The following is a 19,085-nucleotide window of genomic DNA, read 5'->3' on the forward strand; positions in this document are numbered from 1 at the left end:
GCCGCCTTCGCCGGCCCAGCGTGGGAGGAGTTTTGGTATGCCGCAGATCATTTTCTTCACCGCCGTCGGCGTCGCCGCCTATTTCGGCTACCGCACCTTCGTGCGCGAAGCCGAGCGGGTGACGGCAAAGGTGCGGCGCACCGAAAAGCAGGCGGCCAATGGCGCGATGGGAACGCTGGTCAAGGATCCAAAGACCGGCGAATACCGGCTGGCCAAGGACTGAGCATCATTTCGCTTACATCAGTCGCGGCGGACACCGACATCGGTTCGCGTATTTGGCATGCGCATGCCAAGATCAATCTGGCGCTGCATGTCACCGGCCGGCGCCCTGACGGTTATCACCTGATCGAAAGCCTGGCGGTGTTCACGCGTTTTGGCGACCGGGTCGAGATCGCGCCTGCGAACAGCGACGATTTCATCGTGTCCGGCCGCTATGCACCGGCGGTTCCGGTCGACGCCAGCAATCTGGTGCTCAAGGCGCGCGATGCCTTGCGGCGCGAGGCCGGCTCCGAGCGCACTCCGCCCGTCTCCATAAAGCTCGAAAAGAACCTGCCGGTCGCGTCCGGTGTCGGCGGCGGGTCGAGCGATGCGGCGGCCGTATTGCGCGGCCTGGCGCAGACATGGGCCTTGGACATTGACGACGCCGGACTGGCACGGATCGGGCTGTCGCTTGGCGCCGATGTGCCGATGTGCCTGGCGGCAAAGCCGCTGGTGGCGCGCGGCATTGGTGACGAGCTGTCGATGGTGCCGGACTTTTCCGCGCTAGGGCTGGTGCTGGTCAATCCAGGCATGCCGGTCTCCACGGCGGATGTCTTCGCGGCACTTTCCCGCCGCGACAACGAACCCCTGCCGCCGCTGCCGCGCAGCATCGATTTTCACAGCCTGCGCAACTGGCTGGAGGCGACCCGCAACGATCTCGAACCGGTGGCGCTGGCGCTGCAGCCCGCCATAGGCAGGGCGCTGTCATGGCTCGATAAGGCCGGATCGGGATTTTCACGCATGTCCGGATCGGGCGCGACCTGTTTCGGCCTGTTCGAGACCGGCAATGTCGCCAAGCGCGCGGCGGCAGAGATACGCGGCCGCCAGCCCGACTGGTTCGTCGCGGCGACGCGCAGCATGACATCGGAGGTTGAGTGAGATGGCTGGGATCAGCGAGAGCCGTTCGTTCATTCCCGTGCGCATCGCGGTTTTGACGGTTTCCGACACCCGCAGCCTTGCCGACGACAAATCCGGCCAGACGCTGGCCGACCGCATCACCGAGGCCGGCCACATCCTGGCCGCCCGCGATATCGTCACCGATGACCGCGACAATATCCGCGACACGGTCCTGGCGTGGTCCCGGGACAAGACCATCGATGTCGTCATCACCACCGGCGGCACCGGATTCACCGGCCGTGACGTGACGCCCGAGGCGCTGGAGCCGATCTTCGAAAAGCGCATGGACGGCTTTTCGGAAGTGTTCCACCGCATTTCCTACGACAAGATCGGCACCTCGACGATCCAGAGCCGGGCAACCGGAGGCGTCGTCAACGCCACTTTCGTCTTCGTGCTGCCGGGTTCGCCCGGTGCCTGCAAGGACGCCTGGGACGGCATCCTCAAGGCGCAGCTCGACTATCGCCACATGCCCTGCAACTTCGTCGAGATCATGCCGCGCTTGGACGAACATCTGCGGCGCGGCAAGTCGGCTCCGTAGCACCGAAGCTGAACCGCCGGTTGCACACCGCGTTTGCCAGGCAAAACGGCGCCTTTGCCTTCGAAAGGCCATTTCAAACCGCATGCGGCGAAAGTACTTTCTCGTGGAGGCAACAGCCGACCCCGACAAGGACGATGCGATGAACGAGCATGGCGGCGGATGCCATTGCGGCAACATACGCCTTCGATTTTCAACCGAGCTCGATCCTTCGCAAATCGAAGTCCGCGCCTGCCAATGCGACTTTTGCATCAAACACGGCTCGCGCGCCATCGCCGATCCGGATGGCAGGCTGATCGTCGCGGTCGAGGACGAAGCCCGATTGCACAGATACCGGTTCGGGTTGCGCACGGCCGACTATTTGATCTGCCGTGACTGCGGCGTCTATGTCGCGGCGGTCACCAGCGATGACAGGAAGCCAAGGGCAATCGTCATCGTCAATGCGCTGGACGACCGGTCGCTGTTCGTCTGCGAACCGGTCGCCGTGGACTATGATGCCGAGAGCCGGGAAGGCCGTGTTGCCCGGCGACGGGCGCGCTGGATGCCGGTGGAGATTCTCTAGGCCTTCAACGGATGACCGGCTCGCCGTGAAAACGCCGGCGCGAGGGGCGCGAAACACCGAAGCCGACTTCCATCATAAGCCGCGGCGTGCGCGCCGGCACCGTGCCCATGTGGAAACCAAAGGGGTCCTCGACGAAGCCGAGGCCCGCTTCGCCGGTCAGCGTCACCGGGCTTTCCTCGCCATAGACGTCCAGCACCTCCTGGGCGGGATGGCCGACCAGCAAGGTGAGCTGGTGCTTTATGGCCCGCTTGTTGTGGCTGCCCCTGACATAGACATGTGGACCGGTGTCGGCGTCGACGGGCTTGAGGTAGAAGAAGAATTTCAGCATGCGCCAGTCGTCGAGGTCGAAGTGATACTTGCCCAGCGAGGCAAGGTTCTTGTCGGCGTCGGAGGCTTCGCCGGTTGGAAAGCTCCACCACACTCGCGTCGTGATCAGTTTCGCCTGAGCTCCGAGATAGTGCGCGGCAATGTCGAGAAGCAGCGGATCGCGCTGTATGGCTGTTGCCGCCGGGCAATCGAGGATGCGTTCGAAATAGTGCCCGCTGAGCAGCGAGCGGCCCAGGCGTTTCTCGGCCTGGGCATGCTCGCCCGGCATGAATTCGAGACGGCGATCGAAATTGCCGAAGCAAGGCGTGCGCCCGGCGAAATCCGCGATCTCCCCGTGGACCTCCGGCGGCAGGACAAGGCCGGAAAACAGGCCGTCGGACCGCAGCGCATCGACCACCGCCGCCCGCTCGACACCGCCGAACATCGTATCCCCCGCATTATCGGCAGGCCGGGCGCGTTTTGCGCCCAGCCAATGCATCCGGCGCCCAGGCATCGTGCGCGCCAGCATGAACATCGGCAGCCAGGCCGGGTTTTCGCGCAGGTCCGTCAAATAGGTCGGAATGCGAACCGCGATGCGCCGCAGCAGGCTGCCATTGCGCGCAATGGCCTCGAGGCTGGCGGCGCCGGATTTGTCTGATGTCGAAAGGTTCATCGGGTCCTCGTCCATGAGGGTGACACCCGATGCCGCATCGGTGCCCACCATTCGCATGACCCAAACCCAATTCACCCGCTTCGACCGAACGCTAACCCCGCGTCAGATTTTGTGCAATGCACAATAAACAGAGCAGTTGCAAAAAAATCACTTCGGGGCGCGGTGCTGCTGCTTCGGCGGCGCCACCCAGATCTCGGCATCGAGCTTCTTTGTCGCCAGGCCGCGCGCCAAAGCCTCGGCGCTGCCGGCACTTTTCGACAGGGACGCAGCCTGGGGCTTGCTGATCACCAGCCCGTCGGCAAGCGCGCGGTTTCCCGAAAAGACCCGGGCCAGGAATGGCGTGCGGCTGCCGCGTGCACGGACGAATCGCGCCGCCATGGTTTGCCTGGCCGTATGGGCGACGACCGCTTCGATCCAGCCTTCCACCAGCCGCGCGCCCGGCTCGAGCAGCAACAGCCAGTCACCCTTGGCCTGCCGGATCCCCGCGGCGATACCGCCGCTCGCCACATAGTGGCAGCCGGCATGCTCGGCGACATGATGCGTCTGGTCGGTGGAGCCGGTATCGCAAACGACGACCTCACGCACCACGCCCTCGACCGCGCCGCCAATCAGCGAGGCGAGCGTGCGGGCGAGAGCCTCCTCGTCATTGCGCGTTTCAATGAGAACACTGAGCATGTTTAGCCGAATAGCGGAAAGCCGCGCACAGCGCCAGTTTTTGCGGCGCAGCATAGAAAGTTCTTGCTTTGTTCTCGCACGGGAAATAGGAATAATTTCATGAGTAGAGCGATTCGACAGAATATGGACAGTCCCTGGGAGCGGGCCAAGATGGAACCGATCGTGCGCGCCGACATTGCAGCCTTCGGAGCAGGACGAGCCGAGATGGCCAATGCGATGATCGAGCAGAGTGGCATGCGTATCCGCCCGGACCGCAATCGCGGCCGCTCGGCGGGCATCAATCCGTCCGGCCGCTTCGAACCGGTCAGCCGGCACGTGTTCGACGATGGCTGGAGTTCTCTGGAGGAACTGCCGCCGTTCAAGACCGAGGTGCAGGTGGAAAAGCCGCGCACCATCATCACCCGCAACGAATCGCCCGACATTTCCTTCGACCGGTCGATCAATCCCTATCGCGGCTGCGAGCATGGCTGCGTCTATTGCTTCGCGCGGCCGACGCACGCCTTCATGGGCCTGTCGCCGGGGCTGGACTTCGAATCCAAGCTATTCGCCAAGCCGGATGCGGCGCGGCTGCTCGACAAGGAGCTGTCGAAGGACGGCTACCAGCCGCGCACCGTCGCCATCGGCACCAACACCGATCCCTACCAGCCGATCGAGAAACAGTACCGGATCATGCGCGAGATCCTCGAAGTGCTGGAAGCGCGCGGCCACCCGGTCGGCATCGTCACCAAATCCGCCCTGGTGACGCGCGACATCGACATCTTGTCGCGCATGGCCGAACGCGGGCTGGCCAAGGTGGCGCTGTCGGTGACGACGATGGACCGCATGCTGGCCAGGACGATGGAGCCCCGCGCGTCGACGCCGACCAAGCGGCTGGAGGCGATCCGGCAGCTGTCGGATGCCGGCATTCCGACTTCGGTCATGGTGGCGCCGATCATCCCCGGCCTCACCGACCAGGAGATGGAACGGATCCTCGATTCGGCGCGCGCAGCCGGAGCACGCGAGGCGGGTTATGTCGTGCTGCGTCTACCGCTGGAAGTCAGCCCGATCTTCAAGGACTGGCTGCTGCGCCACTATCCCGACCGCTATCGCCACGTCATGTCGCTGATCCGCTCGATGCGCGACGGCAAGGACTACGATTCGGAATGGGGCAAGCGGATGAAGGGCGCCGGACCCTATGCCTGGCAGATCGGCCGCCGCTTCGAGATCACCGCCAAACGGCTCGGCCTCAATGCCGAACGGCGTACGCTGCGCACCGACCAGTTCGTCGCGGCCGGCAAGGACCAGGAACAGCTGATGCTGCTCTGAGAAGACCCATCGCTGCCGGCGGTCTCGCCGCAGCGACAGCAAGGAATCCCGTCCGGCCTGCCCCGGCCTGTAGACGGTGCCCTCCCGGTCCGGCGCCCCACCCGACCCGGAGGGACTTGCGGAGAATCGGAGCCGATGCGAACCTCGCCGCAACATGGCTCGCGCGCGTTCCGATTCTCCGCTTCTCTTCGAAATCGTCGAGAAACCCGACTTCTCCTTCGAGACGAAGGCGATGGCTGACGGCCTGTGGCCTGTGGCTGGGATGGACGAAGCCGGCCGCGGGCCGCTGGCCGGGCCGGTGGTCGCTGCGGCGGTGGTGCTCGACCCTGCCAACATTCCCGAAGGTCTCGACGATTCCAAGCGGCTCAGCCATTTGCAGCGCGAGGCACTGTTCCTGCGCATCCTTGGCTCGGCGCAAGCGGTTTCGATGGCCTCGATTAGCGCCGAAGGCATCGACGGCAGCAATATCCTCAAGGCCAGTCTCGAGGCCATGCGGCGCGCCCTGGTCGGGCTGTCCGTGCGGCCGAAGCTTGCCCTTGCCGACGGACGCGACGTTCCGCCTGGATTGCCGTGCGACGGCCGCGCGCTGATCAAGGGCGACCAGCGTTCGCAGTCGATCGCCGCCGCCTCGATCGTGGCGAAGGTGATGCGCGACCGCATGATGTGCGGCTGCGGCAACCACCACGACCGCTACGGCTTCGAGGTCCATATGGGCTATGCCACGGCTCGCCATCGCACCGCGATCGAAGCCCATGGCCCGGTCGCGCGCCTGCACCGCGTGTCGTTCGCGCCGTTCAGGCTGGGCGGGGTTGAGGTGGCGGAAGAAGAGAGCCTGGCCGGGCTGGACTGAGCCGAAGAGCATTTCCTCTCGGTAATTAGCGAGAGCATCGGTGATCTCCCTCACAAAGGGGAGATCGGCGGCTTCGGTGGACCGCCCAACAAAAAAGCCGCCAGGTTGCCCGGGCGGCTTCTGATTTCCTCGATGCTCTCGGCTCAGTTCAGCTTGGCCCTCACATCCGCGAGCGAAGCCTTGAACAGGTCTGCTCCGGCCTTGGCATCGATCTTGGCGGCCAGCAGCGCGCGGGCGGCCTCGACAGCGATGTCAGCGGCACTGGCGCGCACCTCGGCAACCGCATCGCGTTCGGCCTGGCCGATCTTCTGTTCGGCTAATGCGGTACGCCGGGCCACATAGTCTTCGGTCTTCTTGTGCGCTTCGGCGGCGAGCAGTTCGGCCTCGCGCTTGGCGGCGGCAACGATGTCGGCAGCCTCCTGCTCGGCTTCCTTGCGCTTCTTCTTGTACTGGCCGAGCAGCTGCTGGGCCTCGTCGCGCAGCTTGCGTGCCTCGTCTAGTTCACTGCTGATCCTGGCGGCGCGGGCATCCAGCGCCTTGGCGATCAGCCCAGGCACCTTGATGTAGATGGCGACGCCCAGGAAGATGATCAGGGCTATCGTTGCCCAGAGCGTTGCGAGAGATGTAGCGTCCATGATGCGCTCCTCACCGGGCCACGGATTTGACCGCGGCCGCGATATCGGCCTTGCTGGCCTTGCCGCCGCCGACCAGTGCCTCGACGATCGCCGAAGCGGTGTCCTCTGCGATGCTGCCGACTTCCTTCATGGCGTTGGCCTTGATGGAAGAAATGCGCGCCTCGGCCTCGCCGAGCCTCTCGTCGAGCGCGGCCTCGATCTTCTTGCGCGCGGTATCGGCTTCCGTCTTGGCCGCATCGTTTGCCTGCTGGCCGATCGAGTTGGCGTTCTTCTTGGCTTCCGCCAGTTCCTGCTCGTAAGCAGCAACCGCGGCGTCGGCCTCGCCCTTCAACTTCGATGCCTGGTCAAGGTCCTGGCTGATGCGATCGTTACGGACGTCAATGATGCCGCCAATGCGCGGCATCGCTACCTTCTTCAAGAAGAGGTAGAACAGCCCGAAGGTGATAGCCAGCCACAGAAGCTGCGACGGAAACGTCGCCGGATCGAATGGCGGGAACGTGCCGTGCGCTTCGGCAGGCACGCCTGTGCCGGAATGCGTTTCGCCTCCCGTCACCGAGGGCGCGGTCTCTTCCGCAAAGGCAGATGTCACGAACATCTCATTCCCCTGTCCATAAGGTAAGGTCGCACCATGCGCCCCCCTTCGTCAGCCTGTGTTTCTTACTTGAACACCAGGAGGAGCGCGATCAGGAGCGAGAAGATGCCCAGGGCTTCGGTCACGGCGAAACCGAAGATCAGGCGACCGAACTGGCCATCGGCAGCCGACGGATTGCGCAACGCGCCAGAGAGATAGCTGCCGAAGATGTTGCCCAGGCCAATGCCCGCGCCACCCATGCCCAGGCAAGCGATACCGGCGCCGATTGCAGCTGCTGCATTTACTTCCATGTCAAACTCCTTGTGGTTCCGTTGTTGCAGATTTGTGGTTGGCGTCATGCGCCGGTGAGATTTAGTGGCTGGGGTGCAGGGCGTCGTTGAGATACATGCAGGTCAAAACCGCGAAGACGTAGGCCTGCAGGAAGGCGACGAGCAGCTCCAGTGCCGTCAGCGCAACCGCCATTGCCAGCGGCAGGATCGAGCCCGCCACGCCAACCGCACCGAGCGCGGAGAGGCTAACGACGAAGCCCGAAAACACCTTCAGCGTGATGTGGCCGGCCAACATGTTGGCGAACAGACGAACCGAGAGGCTGATCGGGCGCGAGACGAAGGAAATGACTTCGATCGGAACGACAAGCACCATCATCACGAGAGGCACGCCTTTCGGCACGAACAGCTTCAGGAAGCCAAGCCCATGCTTCATGAAGCCGTAGACGATGACGGTGCCAATCACCAGGATAGCCAGACCGAAGGTGACGATGATGTGGCTGGTGACGGTGAAGAAGTAAGGGAACAGGCCGAGCAGGTTGGCGACCAGCACGAACATGAACAGCGAAAACACAAGAGGGAAGAACTTCATGCCCTGCGTGCCTGCTGCATCGCGCAACATGTTTGCGACAAATTCGTAGGCCATCTCGGAGACCGACTGCATCCGGCCGGGAACCAGGCTGCGGCTCGACGTGGTGAGATAGAGGAAAGCCGCCGCGACGATCACCGTCGCGACCATGAACAGTGCCGAATTTGTGAAGGACAGATCGTAGCCGCCGATGTTAATCGGAACCAGCTTGATGATATGGAACTGGTGGATCGGATCGACCTTGTCAGCTGCCACGTTCTAACCCCGTCAATGCCGCGTACGGCCAAATTACCATTGCCGCCTGAAGGGCGGTCACTTGCTGTCGTCCCGGTCAGAGCGCGATGTGTTGCCCTGTCCGAATTCTGCCACAACGCCCGCGGAACGCATGACATTGAGCACGCCGGCGCCGAAACCAAGCAGCAGGAAAACGATCAGACCCCATGGCGATGTCCCCGCCATACGGTCGATGATCCAGCCGATGCCAGCGCCCACCACCACGCCAGCGATAAATTCACTGGAGAGTTTGACCGCCTGGCCATATCCGGCCGCACTGCCCGCTTTCGCGTCGTCTTTCCCCTCGAGCCGGTTCGGCAGCCTTGTCGCAAGCGATGCTTCAAGTTCACGCCGACGTCGCTCAAGATCGTCGTCGCGGATGCCGGTTTCATGCTGAGTGCCGGGGCCGGTTTCTCCGGTTCCGTCTGGCCCATTCTTGTCGGCCATCGCAACCCCCCTGCCCGGTCAGACCGTCACCGTCCGTCCGCTTCTAAAGTCGCCGGCAACATAGTTAGAGGGTTTGCGCCCGTCAAGCCACGGGCGGAAGTTCATTGCCTTGTATTTTGCGCAATGAAATCAAAGAATTAGAGAGGTGCGACATCGTGCCCGCCGCGAGGATGGGGATGCGCCGTGCGAATCCCCCAGGCAATGGCTCCCCGATCAGCCGCGCGGGCGCGAGAAAAGATCGGAGACTGACGGCCGCTCAACTCCAGCCGCCGCCATAGGTGCGGTAGAAGATATGCAGGCCGATCTTGGTCATTTTCTGCATCGTGCGTGCCCAACCGGGATGGACATACTGGGCGTAGTAATGGGTCGACGATCCGACCTCCGGGATGAAGATCTTGCCGGCGGTGACGGCCATGGCGATGTCCTGCGCGGTCTTGTAGGCGACCGGGCTCTCGATGCGCTTCTTCCTGCCGTCGCAAGCGAAGGAGAACTGGCAGCGATTGAACCAGCTGTCATTCTGGTAGACGACGCCGCAGATCGAATTGGGATAGGCCGGATTGCGGACGCGGTTGAGAATGACCTGGGCGACGGCGGCCTGTCCACGCACCGATTCGCTTCTCGCCTCGAAATAGATGCCGTTGGCCAGGCATGCCTGCTCCTTCTTGGAGAAGACGCTTTCTGGCAGCGGGTTCTGGATCCACCAATGGTCGCCCTTGGCCATCGGCGGAATGAAGCGGCCGCTGTTGGGCTGCTCATCCTGCAGCAGGGCTTCGAAGGGCGAGGCCTTGGCATAGTCCGGCTCGGATTGCGCATAGGCCGTCGCCAGGACATCGGGATGGTCGTTGTTGACCAAAGCGGCAAGCATGGCCGGCACGCCCGGATCCGGCTTCTTGTCTTCACGCGCATGGAATTCCGCGGCGATCTGGATTTGCTTGCCTTTGAGCTGCGGCTTGGCGAAGGCCATTTTCAGGCCGCCATCCATGCTCGGTCGCATCAAGGAGGAAGTCCGCTGGAAGATCGAACCTGCGTTGAAGTTCTTCGGCGGCGCAACGGGAGACACCTGGACGATGCGGCCCTTCTTGTCGGCGCGCACGACGCGATCCTCGTCGGGGGTGGCGCTGACCTTGCCGCCCTTGCCGCGAAACGAGACATTGCCGACGCCCGCCAGGTGAATGCCCGATCCCGAGATCGAACCGGTGACGTCGGAATCGACGAACGGCATCTCGGCGGCATGCACCGAACCAGCGACGGATCTCTCGACATAGGAATTCCAGCGCGCGGTGGGCGATTCCAAGCCGGAAACCAGGCTGGTCATGTCCTGGTAGGCGGCGACGGTCGGGAAGCCGATCCAGATGCCGAGGCCGATGATGAAAGGAGACACAAAATTGCGTTTCTTCTCACCGGCGGCGGCAACAAGCCGCTTCAAGACGCGTCGATGCACGGAACTCTCTCCAGGAACGCTACTGACCCCACTGGAGAGCAAAATGATGCATTAACCTTGATGGGACGTTAACGGGATCGATCGGGTTTTCTCAGTCGGCTCAAGGTGGTGGTTTCGAAGTCGGGCGGTTTTGCGGCAGGAACATTCAGGCCGGCCGCAGGAAGATCGGCCACGCGACCACGGCGCATATGGCGGCCGACAGCCATACGCCGGACCAGGACCACAGGTGCAGCAGTCCGGGAATGGCTACCGGCACCAGGAAGAAGCCGACGAAAACGAAGGTGTTGGCCAGGCTGAGCGCGGTTCCGACATGGCCGGCGCCGGCAAGCGTGGCAAGCTCCGTGTAGGCGACCCCGTGCCAGGCGGACACCGAGACGCCCGCGACGATGAGCACCAAGGGAAGGACCGCGATCAGCAAGGACTGGCCGCCAGGCATGACGGGGCTGGCCAGAACCAGCAGCCAAAGCACGGCGAATGCCAACGCGCTGAGCGCGCTGCAAGAACGCAGAAACTGACGCCGGTTGCCGTGGCGGTCGGTGAAACGGCCGCTCCAGACCCGCATGACCATAGCACCGACCTGCACCGCGGCGAGGCTCGCGCTGATCGCCGCCGTCCCCAACCCGGCGAAATCGTGCAGAAACACCGACGCGAAAGTGAGCACCGCCACCTGCGGAAAGCAGAGAAGGCCGATTGCGGTGGCGATGCGCCAGACCTCGATGTTGCGCAGTGGGGCCGGTCCGGCCACCGCGGACGACAGCACGTGGCCCGCCGCCGGCGGTTCATGCAGCCAACGCCAGGCGAACAGCGCGGATGCGCCTGCGAGGAGCCCGAACACGGCGGAGAAGCCGAAAGCGAGCGCGAGCGACGGCAGGACAAGCGCGCCGAGGCCTCCGCCAAGCGGTACCGCCGTCTGCCGGATGCTCATGGCGAAGCCGCGCTCATTCTCCCGGAACCAGCCCATGATGGCGCGGCCGCTCGAGCCGTTGACACTGCCGCCGAGCAGTCCCGCAATGAGCAGGCTTGCCGACAGGAGCACCACATCGGGAACGGCCGACCTCGTCGGCACGACGAGCATGGCCATGGCAAGGAGCCATGCGGCCGTCGCGCCAAGCCCCGTCAGCAGCACGCGGCGGTCGCCCCAGCGATCGGTGAGCAGGCCCCATGGCAATTCGCTGAGCGCAACGCCCAAGCCAAGGACGCCGAGCGCGACGCCAAGTTCGGCATTGCTCAACTGATAGCCCTGGCGAAGCACGACCGCCGTTGCCGGTATGCCGGAGAAGGTGGCCGAGAAGCTGGCGTTCGCGGCGACACCGATGCCAAGAACCTTCCAGCGATGACCTGGGCTGAATACCCTTGCGGCGCGGCCGGTGGCCCTGTCTTTCAGGATTTTCTTAGGCTGTTGGTCGGTGCAGTCGACAATGGCGGACATGGCTTCATTCCCGTGGTGGTCCAGTCGCCCGGACCTTGACGGCATCTCTCTAGCGCCATAACTTCATCCTTAAAATCAGGAAGTTTTGGACTATCGATCCTGAAAAACAGGACATTCTTATGCATCGCGTGACATTCGACCTCGACGTTCTGCGCAGTTTCGTCACCGGCATGGAACTCGGCAGCTTCGCCAAGGCCGCCGACCGGCTTGGTCGGTCGACCTCGGCGGTCAGCGCGCAATTGAGGAAACTGGAAGAACAGGCAGCGACGCCGATCTTCCGCAAAGCCGGGCGCGGCCTAGCCTTGACGGAGGCCGGCGAAACCATGCTCGGTTATGCGCGCCGGCTGCTCGAGCTGAATGACGAGGCGGCGGCGGCGATCCATGATGTCGAGCTGGAAGGTTGGGTGCGGCTCGGCCTGCAGGAGGATTTCGGCGAGGCCGTGCTTCCCGACGTTCTTGGACGCTTCGCCCGCGCCCATCCCAAGGTCAAGATCGAGGCCAGGATCGCGCGCAGCCACCACCTTGCCGAAAGGGTGATGTCAGGCAGCCTCGACATCGCGCTCGCCTGGCACAGCGGCCAGACGCTGCCCTACAGCGAGCATGTCGCCGACGTTCCCATGCGCTGGATCGGCCCGGCAAAACGCATCGAGACCAGCCTGCGCGAGGGCGAACCGCTGCCGCTGGTGGCGCTCGAAGCGCCATGCCTGTTGCGCACGGTGGCGACGGAAACACTCGACCGCGCCGGGCTACCCTGGCGCATGGCCTTCTCCAGCCCGAGCCTTGGCGGCATCTGGGCGGCCGTGGCGGCTGGACTTGGGCTGACGATCCGCACCGATATCGGCCTGCCGGCCAGCGTCAGCGCGATGACGCCCGAGATCGCCGGCCTGCCGGCATTGCCCAAGATGGCACTTTACCTGCATCGCCGGGATGCCGAACCCGAGCCGGTGGCGGCGCGCCTCGCCGACATCTTGCTGGATGCGGCGCGGCAGGCACTGCCGGACAATGCGCGGACCACCAGCTTGCGTGCCGTGGCCTGAGCGGACGAGCGACAGGGCTCAGCCGCGCTTCTTGGCCCGGCCGGCGAATGGGTTATCGGAGGTGCGCAGCGCGATGCGGATCGGCACGCCCGGCATGTCGAAGGCTTCGCGCAGGCTGTTGGAGAGATAGCGCACATAGGATTGCGGCATCGCCTCCGGCCGCGAGCACTGGACGACAAAACCCGGCGGCCGGGTCTTGGCCTGGGTCACATACTTGACCTTCAGCCGGCGCCCGGCAACGGCGGGCGGCGGGTGATGCGCCAATATGGCTTCGAGCCAGCGGTTGAGCTTGCCGGTCGAGACGCGGCTGTTCCAGACCTTGTGGGTCCTCAGCACCGCATCCATCAGCTTGTCGAGGCCGCGTCCGGTCTCGGCCGAGACCGGCACCGCCTGGATGCCGCGCACCTGCGGCAACAGCCGCTCGGTCTTCTCGCGCAGTTCGGCCAGCAGCTCCTGCGGATTATCGATCAGGTCCCATTTGTTGAAGGCAATCACCGGCGCCCTGCCTTCTCGGATGATCAGGTCGGCGATCTGCAGATCCTGCTTCTCGAAGGGGATCGTGGCGTCGAGCACGATGACGACGATCTCGGCGAAACGGATGGCGCGCAGGCCATCCTGCACCGACATCACTTCGAGCTTTTCATGGATCCTGGCCTTGCGGCGCATGCCGGCCGTATCGAACAGTTTTATCTGGCGGCCGCGCCAGTCCCAGTCGACCGAGATCGAATCGCGGGTGATGCCGGCCTCCGGCCCGGTCAGAAGCCGCTCCTCACCGATCAGCGCATTGATCAGTGTCGACTTGCCGGCATTCGGGCGGCCGACGACGGCGATACGCATCGGCTTGGTGTCGTCATAGCCATGCGCATCCTCGGCGTCAGGATCGGCAATGTCCTCGCCAATCAGCACCTCGGTGGAGGCGATCTCGTCGTCGTCGCCCTCTTCTTCCTCGCCGAAGGCGCGGGCCTCGCCAAGCGCCGATATCACCGCATCGCGCAGATCGGGCATGCCCTGGCCATGTTCGGCCGAGACCGGGATTGGTTCGCCAAGGCCGAGTTCCCAAGCCTCGAGCATACCGCCCTGGGCGCCCCTGGCCTCGGCCTTGTTGGCGACCAGCACCACCGGCTTGCCGGATTTGCGAACGATTTCGGCAAAGGTCCTGTCGTCCGGCAGGAGGCCGGACTTGGCATCGATGGTGAAGAAGATCAGGTCGGCTTCACGGATGGCGATCTCGGTCTGCGCGCGCATGCGGCCGGGCAAGGTCGAGGCGCCGGCATCCTCGAAACCGGCAGTGTCGATGACGTCGAAATGCAGGTCGTAAAGCTTGGCGGCATGGACGCGGCGGTCACGGGTGACGCCGGGCGTATCGTCGACGAGCGCCAGCTTCCTTCCGACCAGCCGATTGAAAAGAGCCGATTTGCCGACGTTAGGCCGGCCGATGATGGCGACTTTGAAGCTCATGCCGTCCCACAATCATGCATGTCGTTGCCCCAAAGCCGCTGGACACTTCTGGGCGACATGCATTTACGACGCGTTGCCCGAGCCACGGATCAGCTCGGACATCAAGGTCGCCCGCTCGCGGATGTTGCGCGGAGCGCCGTCATCCGAAGCGATCTGGTCGAACAGTTTCAGCGCGTCCTGGGTCTTGCCTTCCTTCCAGGCGGCAAGGCCTAGCGCCTCGCGCGCCGTGTGGCGCAGCGTGTTGGTGTCCGATGTCAGCGCCTCGACGCGGCTGGAGACGTCGGCGAAGGAGCCGTGATCGACGAGCAGCAGCGCGGCCCTGAGCCGTGCCATATCGCGAATGCCGGCGGGAATGGCCGTGTCGGCGGCGACCGCGTCGAAATCCTTTACGGCGGCATCGGTGTCGCCCTTGCTCGCCTTGACGGTAGCGGCACGCATGCGGGCGAGCAGCGGATAGGCGCCGTAGCCATCCTTCTCCAGCTGATCGAGCGCGGCCAGCGCCTCGTCGTTCTTGCCGTCATTGGCGAGCTTCAAGGCTTGCGAGAAGGCGTCGCCGGAGCGGTTGGCGCGCGTCTCGTCCCAATAGCGGTAGCCGACGAAGGCGGCGGTGCCGAGCACCACGAGGATCGCGATAGCCAGCAAAGCGGGGCCAAAACGGTCCCATAGCTTCTGCGCCTGCTCGCGGCGCATCTCGTCATTGACTTCACGGATAAAACTGTCGTCGGACATCAATCAAACCATTCCTGCCCCAGGCCGGGGCGGTTCATGAGCCCGCGTTTTAGCGAAATTTTGTCGGCATGGAAGGGGTTCGAACGGAAATTCGCCTATTCTGCGGGGGGCAAACGGATGTTTGCCTCGGGCAAACGGCCCACAAGGCCAATCGCACCCACGCCACATTTCGGAGATAGCCGGCTTGGTGACCGCCGGAGCCTGTAAGATTGCCTATGCCTTGTTTGTCTCGCGTTGTTGCGTTTTCGTTTGCCTCGCTCGCCGTCACAGGGGTGGCTCTCGCCGACCCACCTGCTCCGCCAACCCAGGCGAAGCCGAAGCAAGTGGTCATCATCTCGTTCGACAGCGCCCGCGACATCTCGCAGTGGAAGCGCAGCCGGGCGCTGGCACAGCGCACCGGCGCGCATTTCACCTATTTTCTGTCCTGCGTTTTCCTGTTGTCGCAGGAGACACGCAAGGAATACACCGCGCCTGGCAAAACGGCCGGCAAATCCAATATCGGCTTTGCCGCTTCAAAGCAGGAAGTGGCCGAGCGGCTCGAACAAATCGGCCTTGCCGCGCATGAGGGCCACGACATTGCCAGCCACGCCTGCGGCCATTTCGACGGCAAGGACTGGAGCAAGGCCGACTGGCTGAAGGAATTCGGCTCGTTCAAGCACATTCTCGAGAACGCCTATGCGATCAACGGCATTACGCCCGAACCACAGGGCTGGCGCGATTTCGCGCGGCATGCGGTTGTCGGTTTCCGCGCGCCCTACCTGTCGACGGGCAAGGCGCTTTACGAGGCCTTGCCCGCAGCCGGTTACCGGTTCGACGCCAGCGGCGTTTCACAAGGCCCTGCCCAGCCGCCGACCGCCGGCGGCATCACCCGCTTTTCGCTGCCCCAGATCCCGGAAGGCCCGAACGCGCGGCCGGTGATCGCCATGGACTACAATCTCTACGTCAGACATTCCGGCGGCTTCGAGCGGCCGAGCCAGGCGGACGAGTTCGCGGACCGGACCTATCAGGCCTTTCGCGCCGCTTTCGACACGCAGTATCGGGGCAAACGCATCCCGCTGGAACTCGGCTTCCACTTCACGCTGATGAATGACGGCGCCTACTGGAACGCGCTGGAGCGCTTTGCCGGCGAGGTCTGCGTAAAGGCCGACGTCGAGTGCATCAGTTTTCGCGACTATCTTTCGCGGCAGGATGCCAAGCAGGCCTCGGTCGGCGGCTGAGCCGCCAACCTCATTCGCATCGATCCCTGAAGGGTCCTAAGCCGGATCCTCGGCGCTCTGCCTTGCCATATAGCGCTGGTCGATATCGGGCAGCGGCTCGCCGAGCAGCGTGGCCTCGAAGGCGCGCAGGCGCTTGTGGACCGACTGCAACTCGACAATGGTCGACCAGGAGGTGAGCAGGAACTGCAGCGAACCTGTGACCTTGCCGAATGCATTCGATATCTGGTTCAGGGCACCGAAGGTTATCTTGTGCGCGACCAGCGACGGCCCAAGGATCAGCAGCGAGAAGATATTGTCGGCCTGCAGGTAGGTGTACCGGACGACGTTGAAGTAGATGTAGTGGAAATAGAGCCTGAAATAATTGTGCCGGACATTGGCGAACAGTTCGGCGGTGGTCGCCGGCTGCGCCCTGTCCGCATGATCCTCACCGTAAACCAACTCCTTTCGATAAGCGGCTTCGACGCGCTGGTTGCGGAACTGCAGCCCCGGAAGCTTCAGGCCGGCAATCATCACGGAGATCGTTCCGAACAGGCACCAGGCAAGTGCCGCGACCACCAGCGGCTGCGGGATTGCGCCGACAATCGGCAGTTCGCTGATATGGGCCTGCAATTGGATCATGACCGGCAGGAAGGCTATCAGGGTCATGATCGACTGGACGAAGCTGGAGCCGAGATCCTCCATGATCTGCGAGAACCGCATCGTGTCTTCCTGGATACGCTGGGAGGCGCCCTCGATATGGCGCAGCTTGCTCCAGTTCTCGATGAAATAGTTGTTCATCGCCGTGCGCCAGCGGAAGATCCAGTGGCTGACGATAAAGGCATTGACCACCTGCACATTCATGCCGACCAGCGCCAGCCATGAGAAGTCGGCCAGTCCGGTGTAGAATTCGCCGTTGGTCGATTTTCCGGTCCCCGACATCAGCCCTTGCACATAGTCGAAGAAGGGACCGTACCAGGCGTTGACGGCGACGCTGACCTGCACATTGAAATAGATGAAGAACAGAATGATCGCCGTCATCAGGATCGACCAGCGCTGCCAGGGATGCGGCGAATACCAGCTCCAGAATGCATAGAAGATGGCCACGCAAAGCGCGAAGTAGATGTAGAACCAGATGAACGGCTTCGACACGAGAACGGCGATGCCGATGATCGGCGGCGCGCCGGCTGCCGCAGGCGGGAGGCCAAGGACGGCGCCCAATTGCTCGCCGCCGAAAAACCAGAACAGGATCGCCGCAAGGCTCCAGATGGCGGCCGAAGAGAAGAACAGCTTCGGCTGCGGAAAGAAGGATACGAACACTGTGGCGAATTCCTTACTCGATGGGCAAATCAGCGGACTGCGACGGGCATAAAGTCACACATTAGGGGGAAAGCAAATGCCTGTCCGATGCCCGGTGTCGAGCAAGACGACAAATCATGGCGATTTTGGCGCAGCCGACCATGTGATGGCGCCGGAGACAACCAGCATGGCCGCGGCGACGATCGAAGCGAGGAAGAAATCGCCTGACATCTGTGCCAAAAGGCCGGCGGCGATCGGACCGATGATCTGGCCAAGACCGAAGGACGCCGTCATCAAGGCAAAGATGCGCCGGGGCGCCCTTGGCGCCTGCTGCCTCGCCGCCTGCAGGCCAAGCGCCGTGATGGCAATGAAGGTAACGCCGAGCAGCAGACCGCCAAGCAGCGGCCCTGCATGTCCGCCAAGGGCGACGCTGGCGGTGACGCCGATCACTTCGATGATGCACGCCAGCGCATAGGCGGCGTAAAGCCCGATGCGCGTGGCGATCTTCTGCCACAGCCAGGTCGAGGGAAAGCCGGCAAGACCGGCGGCCAGCCACACCATGGCCTCGAAGACGCGGCTGCCGCCGCCTTGCCGGACGATGGCGACCAGGAACGTCGCGGTCACCACATAGCCAAAGCCAAACAGGCCATAGGCAATGATGATCTTCATCAGTGACCGGTCTCTCGGCAGCGCCGGCTCACGGACGGCTTCACCACTGGCGAGCGGGCCTTCATTGACCAGCAGCGCGACGACCACGAAGCCGCAAACCGAAATCGCCGCCGACCACAGCCAGCCCGCCGCCCAGCCGGCATGTTCGGTGACCAGCAGTGCCATCATTGCCGCCGAGATTGCGATGCCGAGGCCGACACCGCCAAAATGCCACGCCTGCAGGTCGCCGCGGCCGGCGGCGGCGATATGGCTGAAAACGATGCTGGCCATGAACACCATGACGAAGGCGCTCGCCAGACCAGCCAGAAAGCGGATGAGGAGAAAGGCGACCATCGTGTCGGACAGGCCCATCAGCGCGGCCAGGACAGTGCTGGCGCCAAGAGCCGCCAGCATCAGCAGGCGCTCACGCCCATGCGCCCAGCCGCCCGCCGCGACCAGTGCGCCGATGAGGTAGCCGAGATAGTTGGCGGAAGCGATCCACCCGGCATTGGCCGGCGACAGATGGAGTTCCTCCATCATGCCAGGCAGGATCGGGGTGTAGACGAAGCGGCCGATGCCCATGGCAACGGCCATGGCAATCATGCCGGCGAAGGTAAAACGCAGCGCTGTCGAGGCCGATGTCATTGCGGCGCACAATAAGTGCGCGACACGGTGAAACAATCCGCCTTTTGTTGGGCCAGTACAACCGCGAGGCGGCGCGATCGCCTCGACTTTTCCTTAAATGGATGGGTGCGGCGTCCGCTCAGCAGTGTCCGCCGGAACGGTCGCGCAATGAAGCGGTCTCATGTACGGTCCGTCGCGCCGTCAGCCTGAACGGCACATCACCGAGTTCACGCTCCGACATGGTGTCCAGCACGGGATGCGAGAGCGGATCGGTGAGCCATGTCTGCGTATCGCTCCGCGAGCATGACCCGGACGGCGTGCCGACGGCGAACAGACCCTTCAGCGATGACAGCATGCTCAGCAT

Annotated in this window: 22 protein-coding genes; 8 read left to right on the forward strand and 14 right to left on the reverse strand. The window is 63.6% G+C overall.

What is annotated here, in order from left to right; translation table 11 throughout:
- The first annotated feature begins 37 nt into the window (after window positions 1-37).
- The 4 genes from A3AU_RS0127540 (at window position 38) to A3AU_RS01000000136240 (ending at window position 2,252) form a co-directional block, all read left to right on the forward strand.
- Window positions 38-223: a membrane protein gene (locus A3AU_RS0127540; RefSeq protein WP_027055734.1), complete on the forward strand. Its 186-nt coding sequence runs from the start codon at window positions 38-40 to the stop codon at window positions 221-223.
- Window positions 224-228: 5 nt separating this feature from the next.
- On the forward strand, window positions 229-1,137 hold the full coding sequence (locus tag A3AU_RS0127550; protein ID WP_032918288.1) for a 4-(cytidine 5'-diphospho)-2-C-methyl-D-erythritol kinase: 909 nt from the start codon (window positions 229-231) through the stop codon (window positions 1,135-1,137).
- A 1-nt stretch (window position 1,138) separates the two neighbouring features.
- Window positions 1,139-1,693, forward strand: coding sequence for a molybdenum cofactor biosynthesis protein B (gene moaB, locus A3AU_RS0127555; RefSeq protein ID WP_027055736.1), 555 nt, complete (start codon window positions 1,139-1,141; stop codon window positions 1,691-1,693).
- Window positions 1,694-1,775: 82 nt separating this feature from the next.
- A complete protein-coding gene (locus A3AU_RS01000000136240) occupies window positions 1,776-2,252 on the forward strand; it encodes a GFA family protein (RefSeq protein WP_081709695.1) in 477 nt (158 codons plus the stop codon).
- Window positions 2,253-2,256: 4 nt separating this feature from the next.
- On the opposite strand, the gene A3AU_RS0127565 is transcribed toward A3AU_RS01000000136240, so the two are convergent.
- Both A3AU_RS0127565 and A3AU_RS0127570 read right to left on the reverse strand, forming a co-directional pair.
- Window positions 2,257-3,231, reverse strand: coding sequence for a hypothetical protein (locus A3AU_RS0127565; protein ID WP_027055737.1), 975 nt, complete (start codon window positions 3,229-3,231; stop codon window positions 2,257-2,259).
- A gap of 147 nt (window positions 3,232-3,378) precedes the next feature.
- Window positions 3,379-3,906 carry a glycosyltransferase gene (locus tag A3AU_RS0127570; protein WP_027055738.1) on the reverse strand — a complete coding sequence of 176 codons (528 nt, stop codon included), beginning with the start codon at window positions 3,904-3,906 and terminating at the stop codon, window positions 3,379-3,381.
- Between the two features lie 150 nt (window positions 3,907-4,056).
- Here A3AU_RS0127570 and A3AU_RS0127575 point away from each other — a divergent pair, with 150 nt between their 5' ends.
- Together A3AU_RS0127575 and A3AU_RS0127580 are read left to right on the forward strand one after the other, a co-directional pair.
- A complete protein-coding gene (locus A3AU_RS0127575; RefSeq protein ID WP_027055739.1) occupies window positions 4,057-5,211 on the forward strand; it encodes a PA0069 family radical SAM protein in 1,155 nt (384 codons plus the stop codon).
- Window positions 5,212-5,365: 154 nt separating this feature from the next.
- Window positions 5,366-6,061 (forward strand): ribonuclease HII, encoded by a 696-nt coding sequence (locus tag A3AU_RS0127580; protein ID WP_027055740.1) that lies wholly within the window; start codon window positions 5,366-5,368, stop codon window positions 6,059-6,061.
- A 143-nt stretch (window positions 6,062-6,204) separates the two neighbouring features.
- On the opposite strand, the gene A3AU_RS0127585 is transcribed toward A3AU_RS0127580, so the two are convergent.
- The 7 genes from A3AU_RS0127585 to A3AU_RS0127615 all read right to left on the reverse strand — a co-directional run bounded on the left by A3AU_RS0127585 (window position 6,205) and on the right by A3AU_RS0127615 (window position 11,733).
- Window positions 6,205-6,696 (reverse strand): F0F1 ATP synthase subunit B, encoded by a 492-nt coding sequence (locus tag A3AU_RS0127585; RefSeq protein WP_027055741.1) that lies wholly within the window; start codon window positions 6,694-6,696, stop codon window positions 6,205-6,207.
- Window positions 6,697-6,706: 10 nt separating this feature from the next.
- Entirely contained in the window at window positions 6,707-7,291 is a 585-nt protein-coding gene (locus A3AU_RS0127590; RefSeq protein WP_027055742.1) for a F0F1 ATP synthase subunit B, read from the reverse strand.
- A gap of 62 nt (window positions 7,292-7,353) precedes the next feature.
- A complete protein-coding gene (locus A3AU_RS0127595) occupies window positions 7,354-7,578 on the reverse strand; it encodes a F0F1 ATP synthase subunit C (protein ID WP_010914827.1) in 225 nt (74 codons plus the stop codon).
- 61 nt (window positions 7,579-7,639) lie between these two features.
- Window positions 7,640-8,398: a F0F1 ATP synthase subunit A gene (locus A3AU_RS0127600; protein ID WP_027055743.1), complete on the reverse strand. Its 759-nt coding sequence runs from the start codon at window positions 8,396-8,398 to the stop codon at window positions 7,640-7,642.
- A 57-nt stretch (window positions 8,399-8,455) separates the two neighbouring features.
- Window positions 8,456-8,863 (reverse strand): AtpZ/AtpI family protein, encoded by a 408-nt coding sequence (locus tag A3AU_RS0127605; RefSeq protein WP_027055744.1) that lies wholly within the window; start codon window positions 8,861-8,863, stop codon window positions 8,456-8,458.
- Window positions 8,864-9,119: 256 nt separating this feature from the next.
- Window positions 9,120-10,304 carry a cell wall hydrolase gene (locus A3AU_RS0127610; RefSeq protein WP_027055745.1) on the reverse strand — a complete coding sequence of 395 codons (1,185 nt, stop codon included), beginning with the start codon at window positions 10,302-10,304 and terminating at the stop codon, window positions 9,120-9,122.
- A 145-nt stretch (window positions 10,305-10,449) separates the two neighbouring features.
- Entirely contained in the window at window positions 10,450-11,733 is a 1,284-nt protein-coding gene (locus tag A3AU_RS0127615) for an MFS transporter (protein ID WP_027055746.1), read from the reverse strand.
- Between the two features lie 119 nt (window positions 11,734-11,852).
- Between A3AU_RS0127615 and A3AU_RS0127620 the strand changes: the two genes are divergently transcribed.
- The gene (locus A3AU_RS0127620) at window positions 11,853-12,770 is read left to right on the forward strand and encodes a LysR substrate-binding domain-containing protein (RefSeq protein WP_027055747.1); all 918 of its coding nucleotides are present in this window, start codon (window positions 11,853-11,855) and stop codon (window positions 12,768-12,770) included.
- Window positions 12,771-12,788: 18 nt separating this feature from the next.
- Here A3AU_RS0127620 and der read toward each other — a convergent pair whose 3' ends face one another.
- Window positions 12,789-14,228 carry a ribosome biogenesis GTPase Der gene (gene der / locus A3AU_RS0127625; protein WP_027055748.1) on the reverse strand — a complete coding sequence of 480 codons (1,440 nt, stop codon included), beginning with the start codon at window positions 14,226-14,228 and terminating at the stop codon, window positions 12,789-12,791.
- Between the two features lie 63 nt (window positions 14,229-14,291).
- Window positions 14,292-14,957, reverse strand: a complete 666-nt coding sequence (locus A3AU_RS0127630; RefSeq protein WP_027055749.1) for a tetratricopeptide repeat protein — start codon at window positions 14,955-14,957, stop codon at window positions 14,292-14,294.
- A 215-nt stretch (window positions 14,958-15,172) separates the two neighbouring features.
- Here A3AU_RS0127630 and A3AU_RS0127635 point away from each other — a divergent pair, with 215 nt between their 5' ends.
- Entirely contained in the window at window positions 15,173-16,174 is a 1,002-nt protein-coding gene (locus A3AU_RS0127635) for a polysaccharide deacetylase family protein (protein WP_027055750.1), read from the forward strand.
- Between the two features lie 36 nt (window positions 16,175-16,210).
- Here A3AU_RS0127635 and sbmA read toward each other — a convergent pair whose 3' ends face one another.
- The 3 genes from sbmA to A3AU_RS0127650 all read right to left on the reverse strand — a co-directional run bounded on the left by sbmA (window position 16,211) and on the right by A3AU_RS0127650 (window position 19,085).
- On the reverse strand, window positions 16,211-17,470 hold the full coding sequence (gene sbmA / locus A3AU_RS0127640; protein ID WP_027055751.1) for a peptide antibiotic transporter SbmA: 1,260 nt from the start codon (window positions 17,468-17,470) through the stop codon (window positions 16,211-16,213).
- A gap of 114 nt (window positions 17,471-17,584) precedes the next feature.
- Window positions 17,585-18,742: a YbfB/YjiJ family MFS transporter gene (locus A3AU_RS0127645; RefSeq protein ID WP_027055752.1), complete on the reverse strand. Its 1,158-nt coding sequence runs from the start codon at window positions 18,740-18,742 to the stop codon at window positions 17,585-17,587.
- 118 nt (window positions 18,743-18,860) lie between these two features.
- On the reverse strand, window positions 18,861-19,085 hold the full coding sequence (locus A3AU_RS0127650) for a hypothetical protein (protein WP_027055753.1): 225 nt from the start codon (window positions 19,083-19,085) through the stop codon (window positions 18,861-18,863).

The organism is Mesorhizobium erdmanii USDA 3471, assembly GCF_000472705.1.
GTDB lineage: Bacteria > Pseudomonadota > Alphaproteobacteria > Rhizobiales > Rhizobiaceae > Mesorhizobium > Mesorhizobium erdmanii.

Coding starts and splice junctions, on each gene's coding strand:
- der (WP_027055748.1), bottom strand. CDS start 14,228: ATGAGCTTCAAAGTCGCCATCATCGGCCGGCCTAACGTCGGCAAATCG.
- A3AU_RS0127540 (WP_027055734.1), top strand. CDS start 38: ATGCCGCAGATCATTTTCTTCACCGCCGTCGGCGTCGCCGCCTATTTC.
- A3AU_RS0127630 (WP_027055749.1), bottom strand. CDS start 14,957: ATGTCCGACGACAGTTTTATCCGTGAAGTCAATGACGAGATGCGCCGC.
- A3AU_RS0127580 (WP_027055740.1), top strand. CDS start 5,366: ATGGCTCGCGCGCGTTCCGATTCTCCGCTTCTCTTCGAAATCGTCGAG.
- A3AU_RS0127585 (WP_027055741.1), bottom strand. CDS start 6,696: ATGGACGCTACATCTCTCGCAACGCTCTGGGCAACGATAGCCCTGATC.
- moaB (WP_027055736.1), top strand. CDS start 1,139: ATGGCTGGGATCAGCGAGAGCCGTTCGTTCATTCCCGTGCGCATCGCG.
- A3AU_RS0127635 (WP_027055750.1), top strand. CDS start 15,173: ATGCCTTGTTTGTCTCGCGTTGTTGCGTTTTCGTTTGCCTCGCTCGCC.
- A3AU_RS0127570 (WP_027055738.1), bottom strand. CDS start 3,906: ATGCTCAGTGTTCTCATTGAAACGCGCAATGACGAGGAGGCTCTCGCC.
- A3AU_RS0127620 (WP_027055747.1), top strand. CDS start 11,853: ATGCATCGCGTGACATTCGACCTCGACGTTCTGCGCAGTTTCGTCACC.
- A3AU_RS0127615 (WP_027055746.1), bottom strand. CDS start 11,733: ATGTCCGCCATTGTCGACTGCACCGACCAACAGCCTAAGAAAATCCTG.
- A3AU_RS0127590 (WP_027055742.1), bottom strand. CDS start 7,291: ATGTTCGTGACATCTGCCTTTGCGGAAGAGACCGCGCCCTCGGTGACG.
- A3AU_RS01000000136240 (WP_081709695.1), top strand. CDS start 1,776: ATGCGGCGAAAGTACTTTCTCGTGGAGGCAACAGCCGACCCCGACAAG.
- A3AU_RS0127565 (WP_027055737.1), bottom strand. CDS start 3,231: ATGAACCTTTCGACATCAGACAAATCCGGCGCCGCCAGCCTCGAGGCC.
- A3AU_RS0127645 (WP_027055752.1), bottom strand. CDS start 18,742: ATGACATCGGCCTCGACAGCGCTGCGTTTTACCTTCGCCGGCATGATT.
- A3AU_RS0127605 (WP_027055744.1), bottom strand. CDS start 8,863: ATGGCCGACAAGAATGGGCCAGACGGAACCGGAGAAACCGGCCCCGGC.
- A3AU_RS0127650 (WP_027055753.1), bottom strand. CDS start 19,085: ATGCTGAGCATGCTGTCATCGCTGAAGGGTCTGTTCGCCGTCGGCACG.
- A3AU_RS0127575 (WP_027055739.1), top strand. CDS start 4,057: ATGGAACCGATCGTGCGCGCCGACATTGCAGCCTTCGGAGCAGGACGA.
- A3AU_RS0127595 (WP_010914827.1), bottom strand. CDS start 7,578: ATGGAAGTAAATGCAGCAGCTGCAATCGGCGCCGGTATCGCTTGCCTG.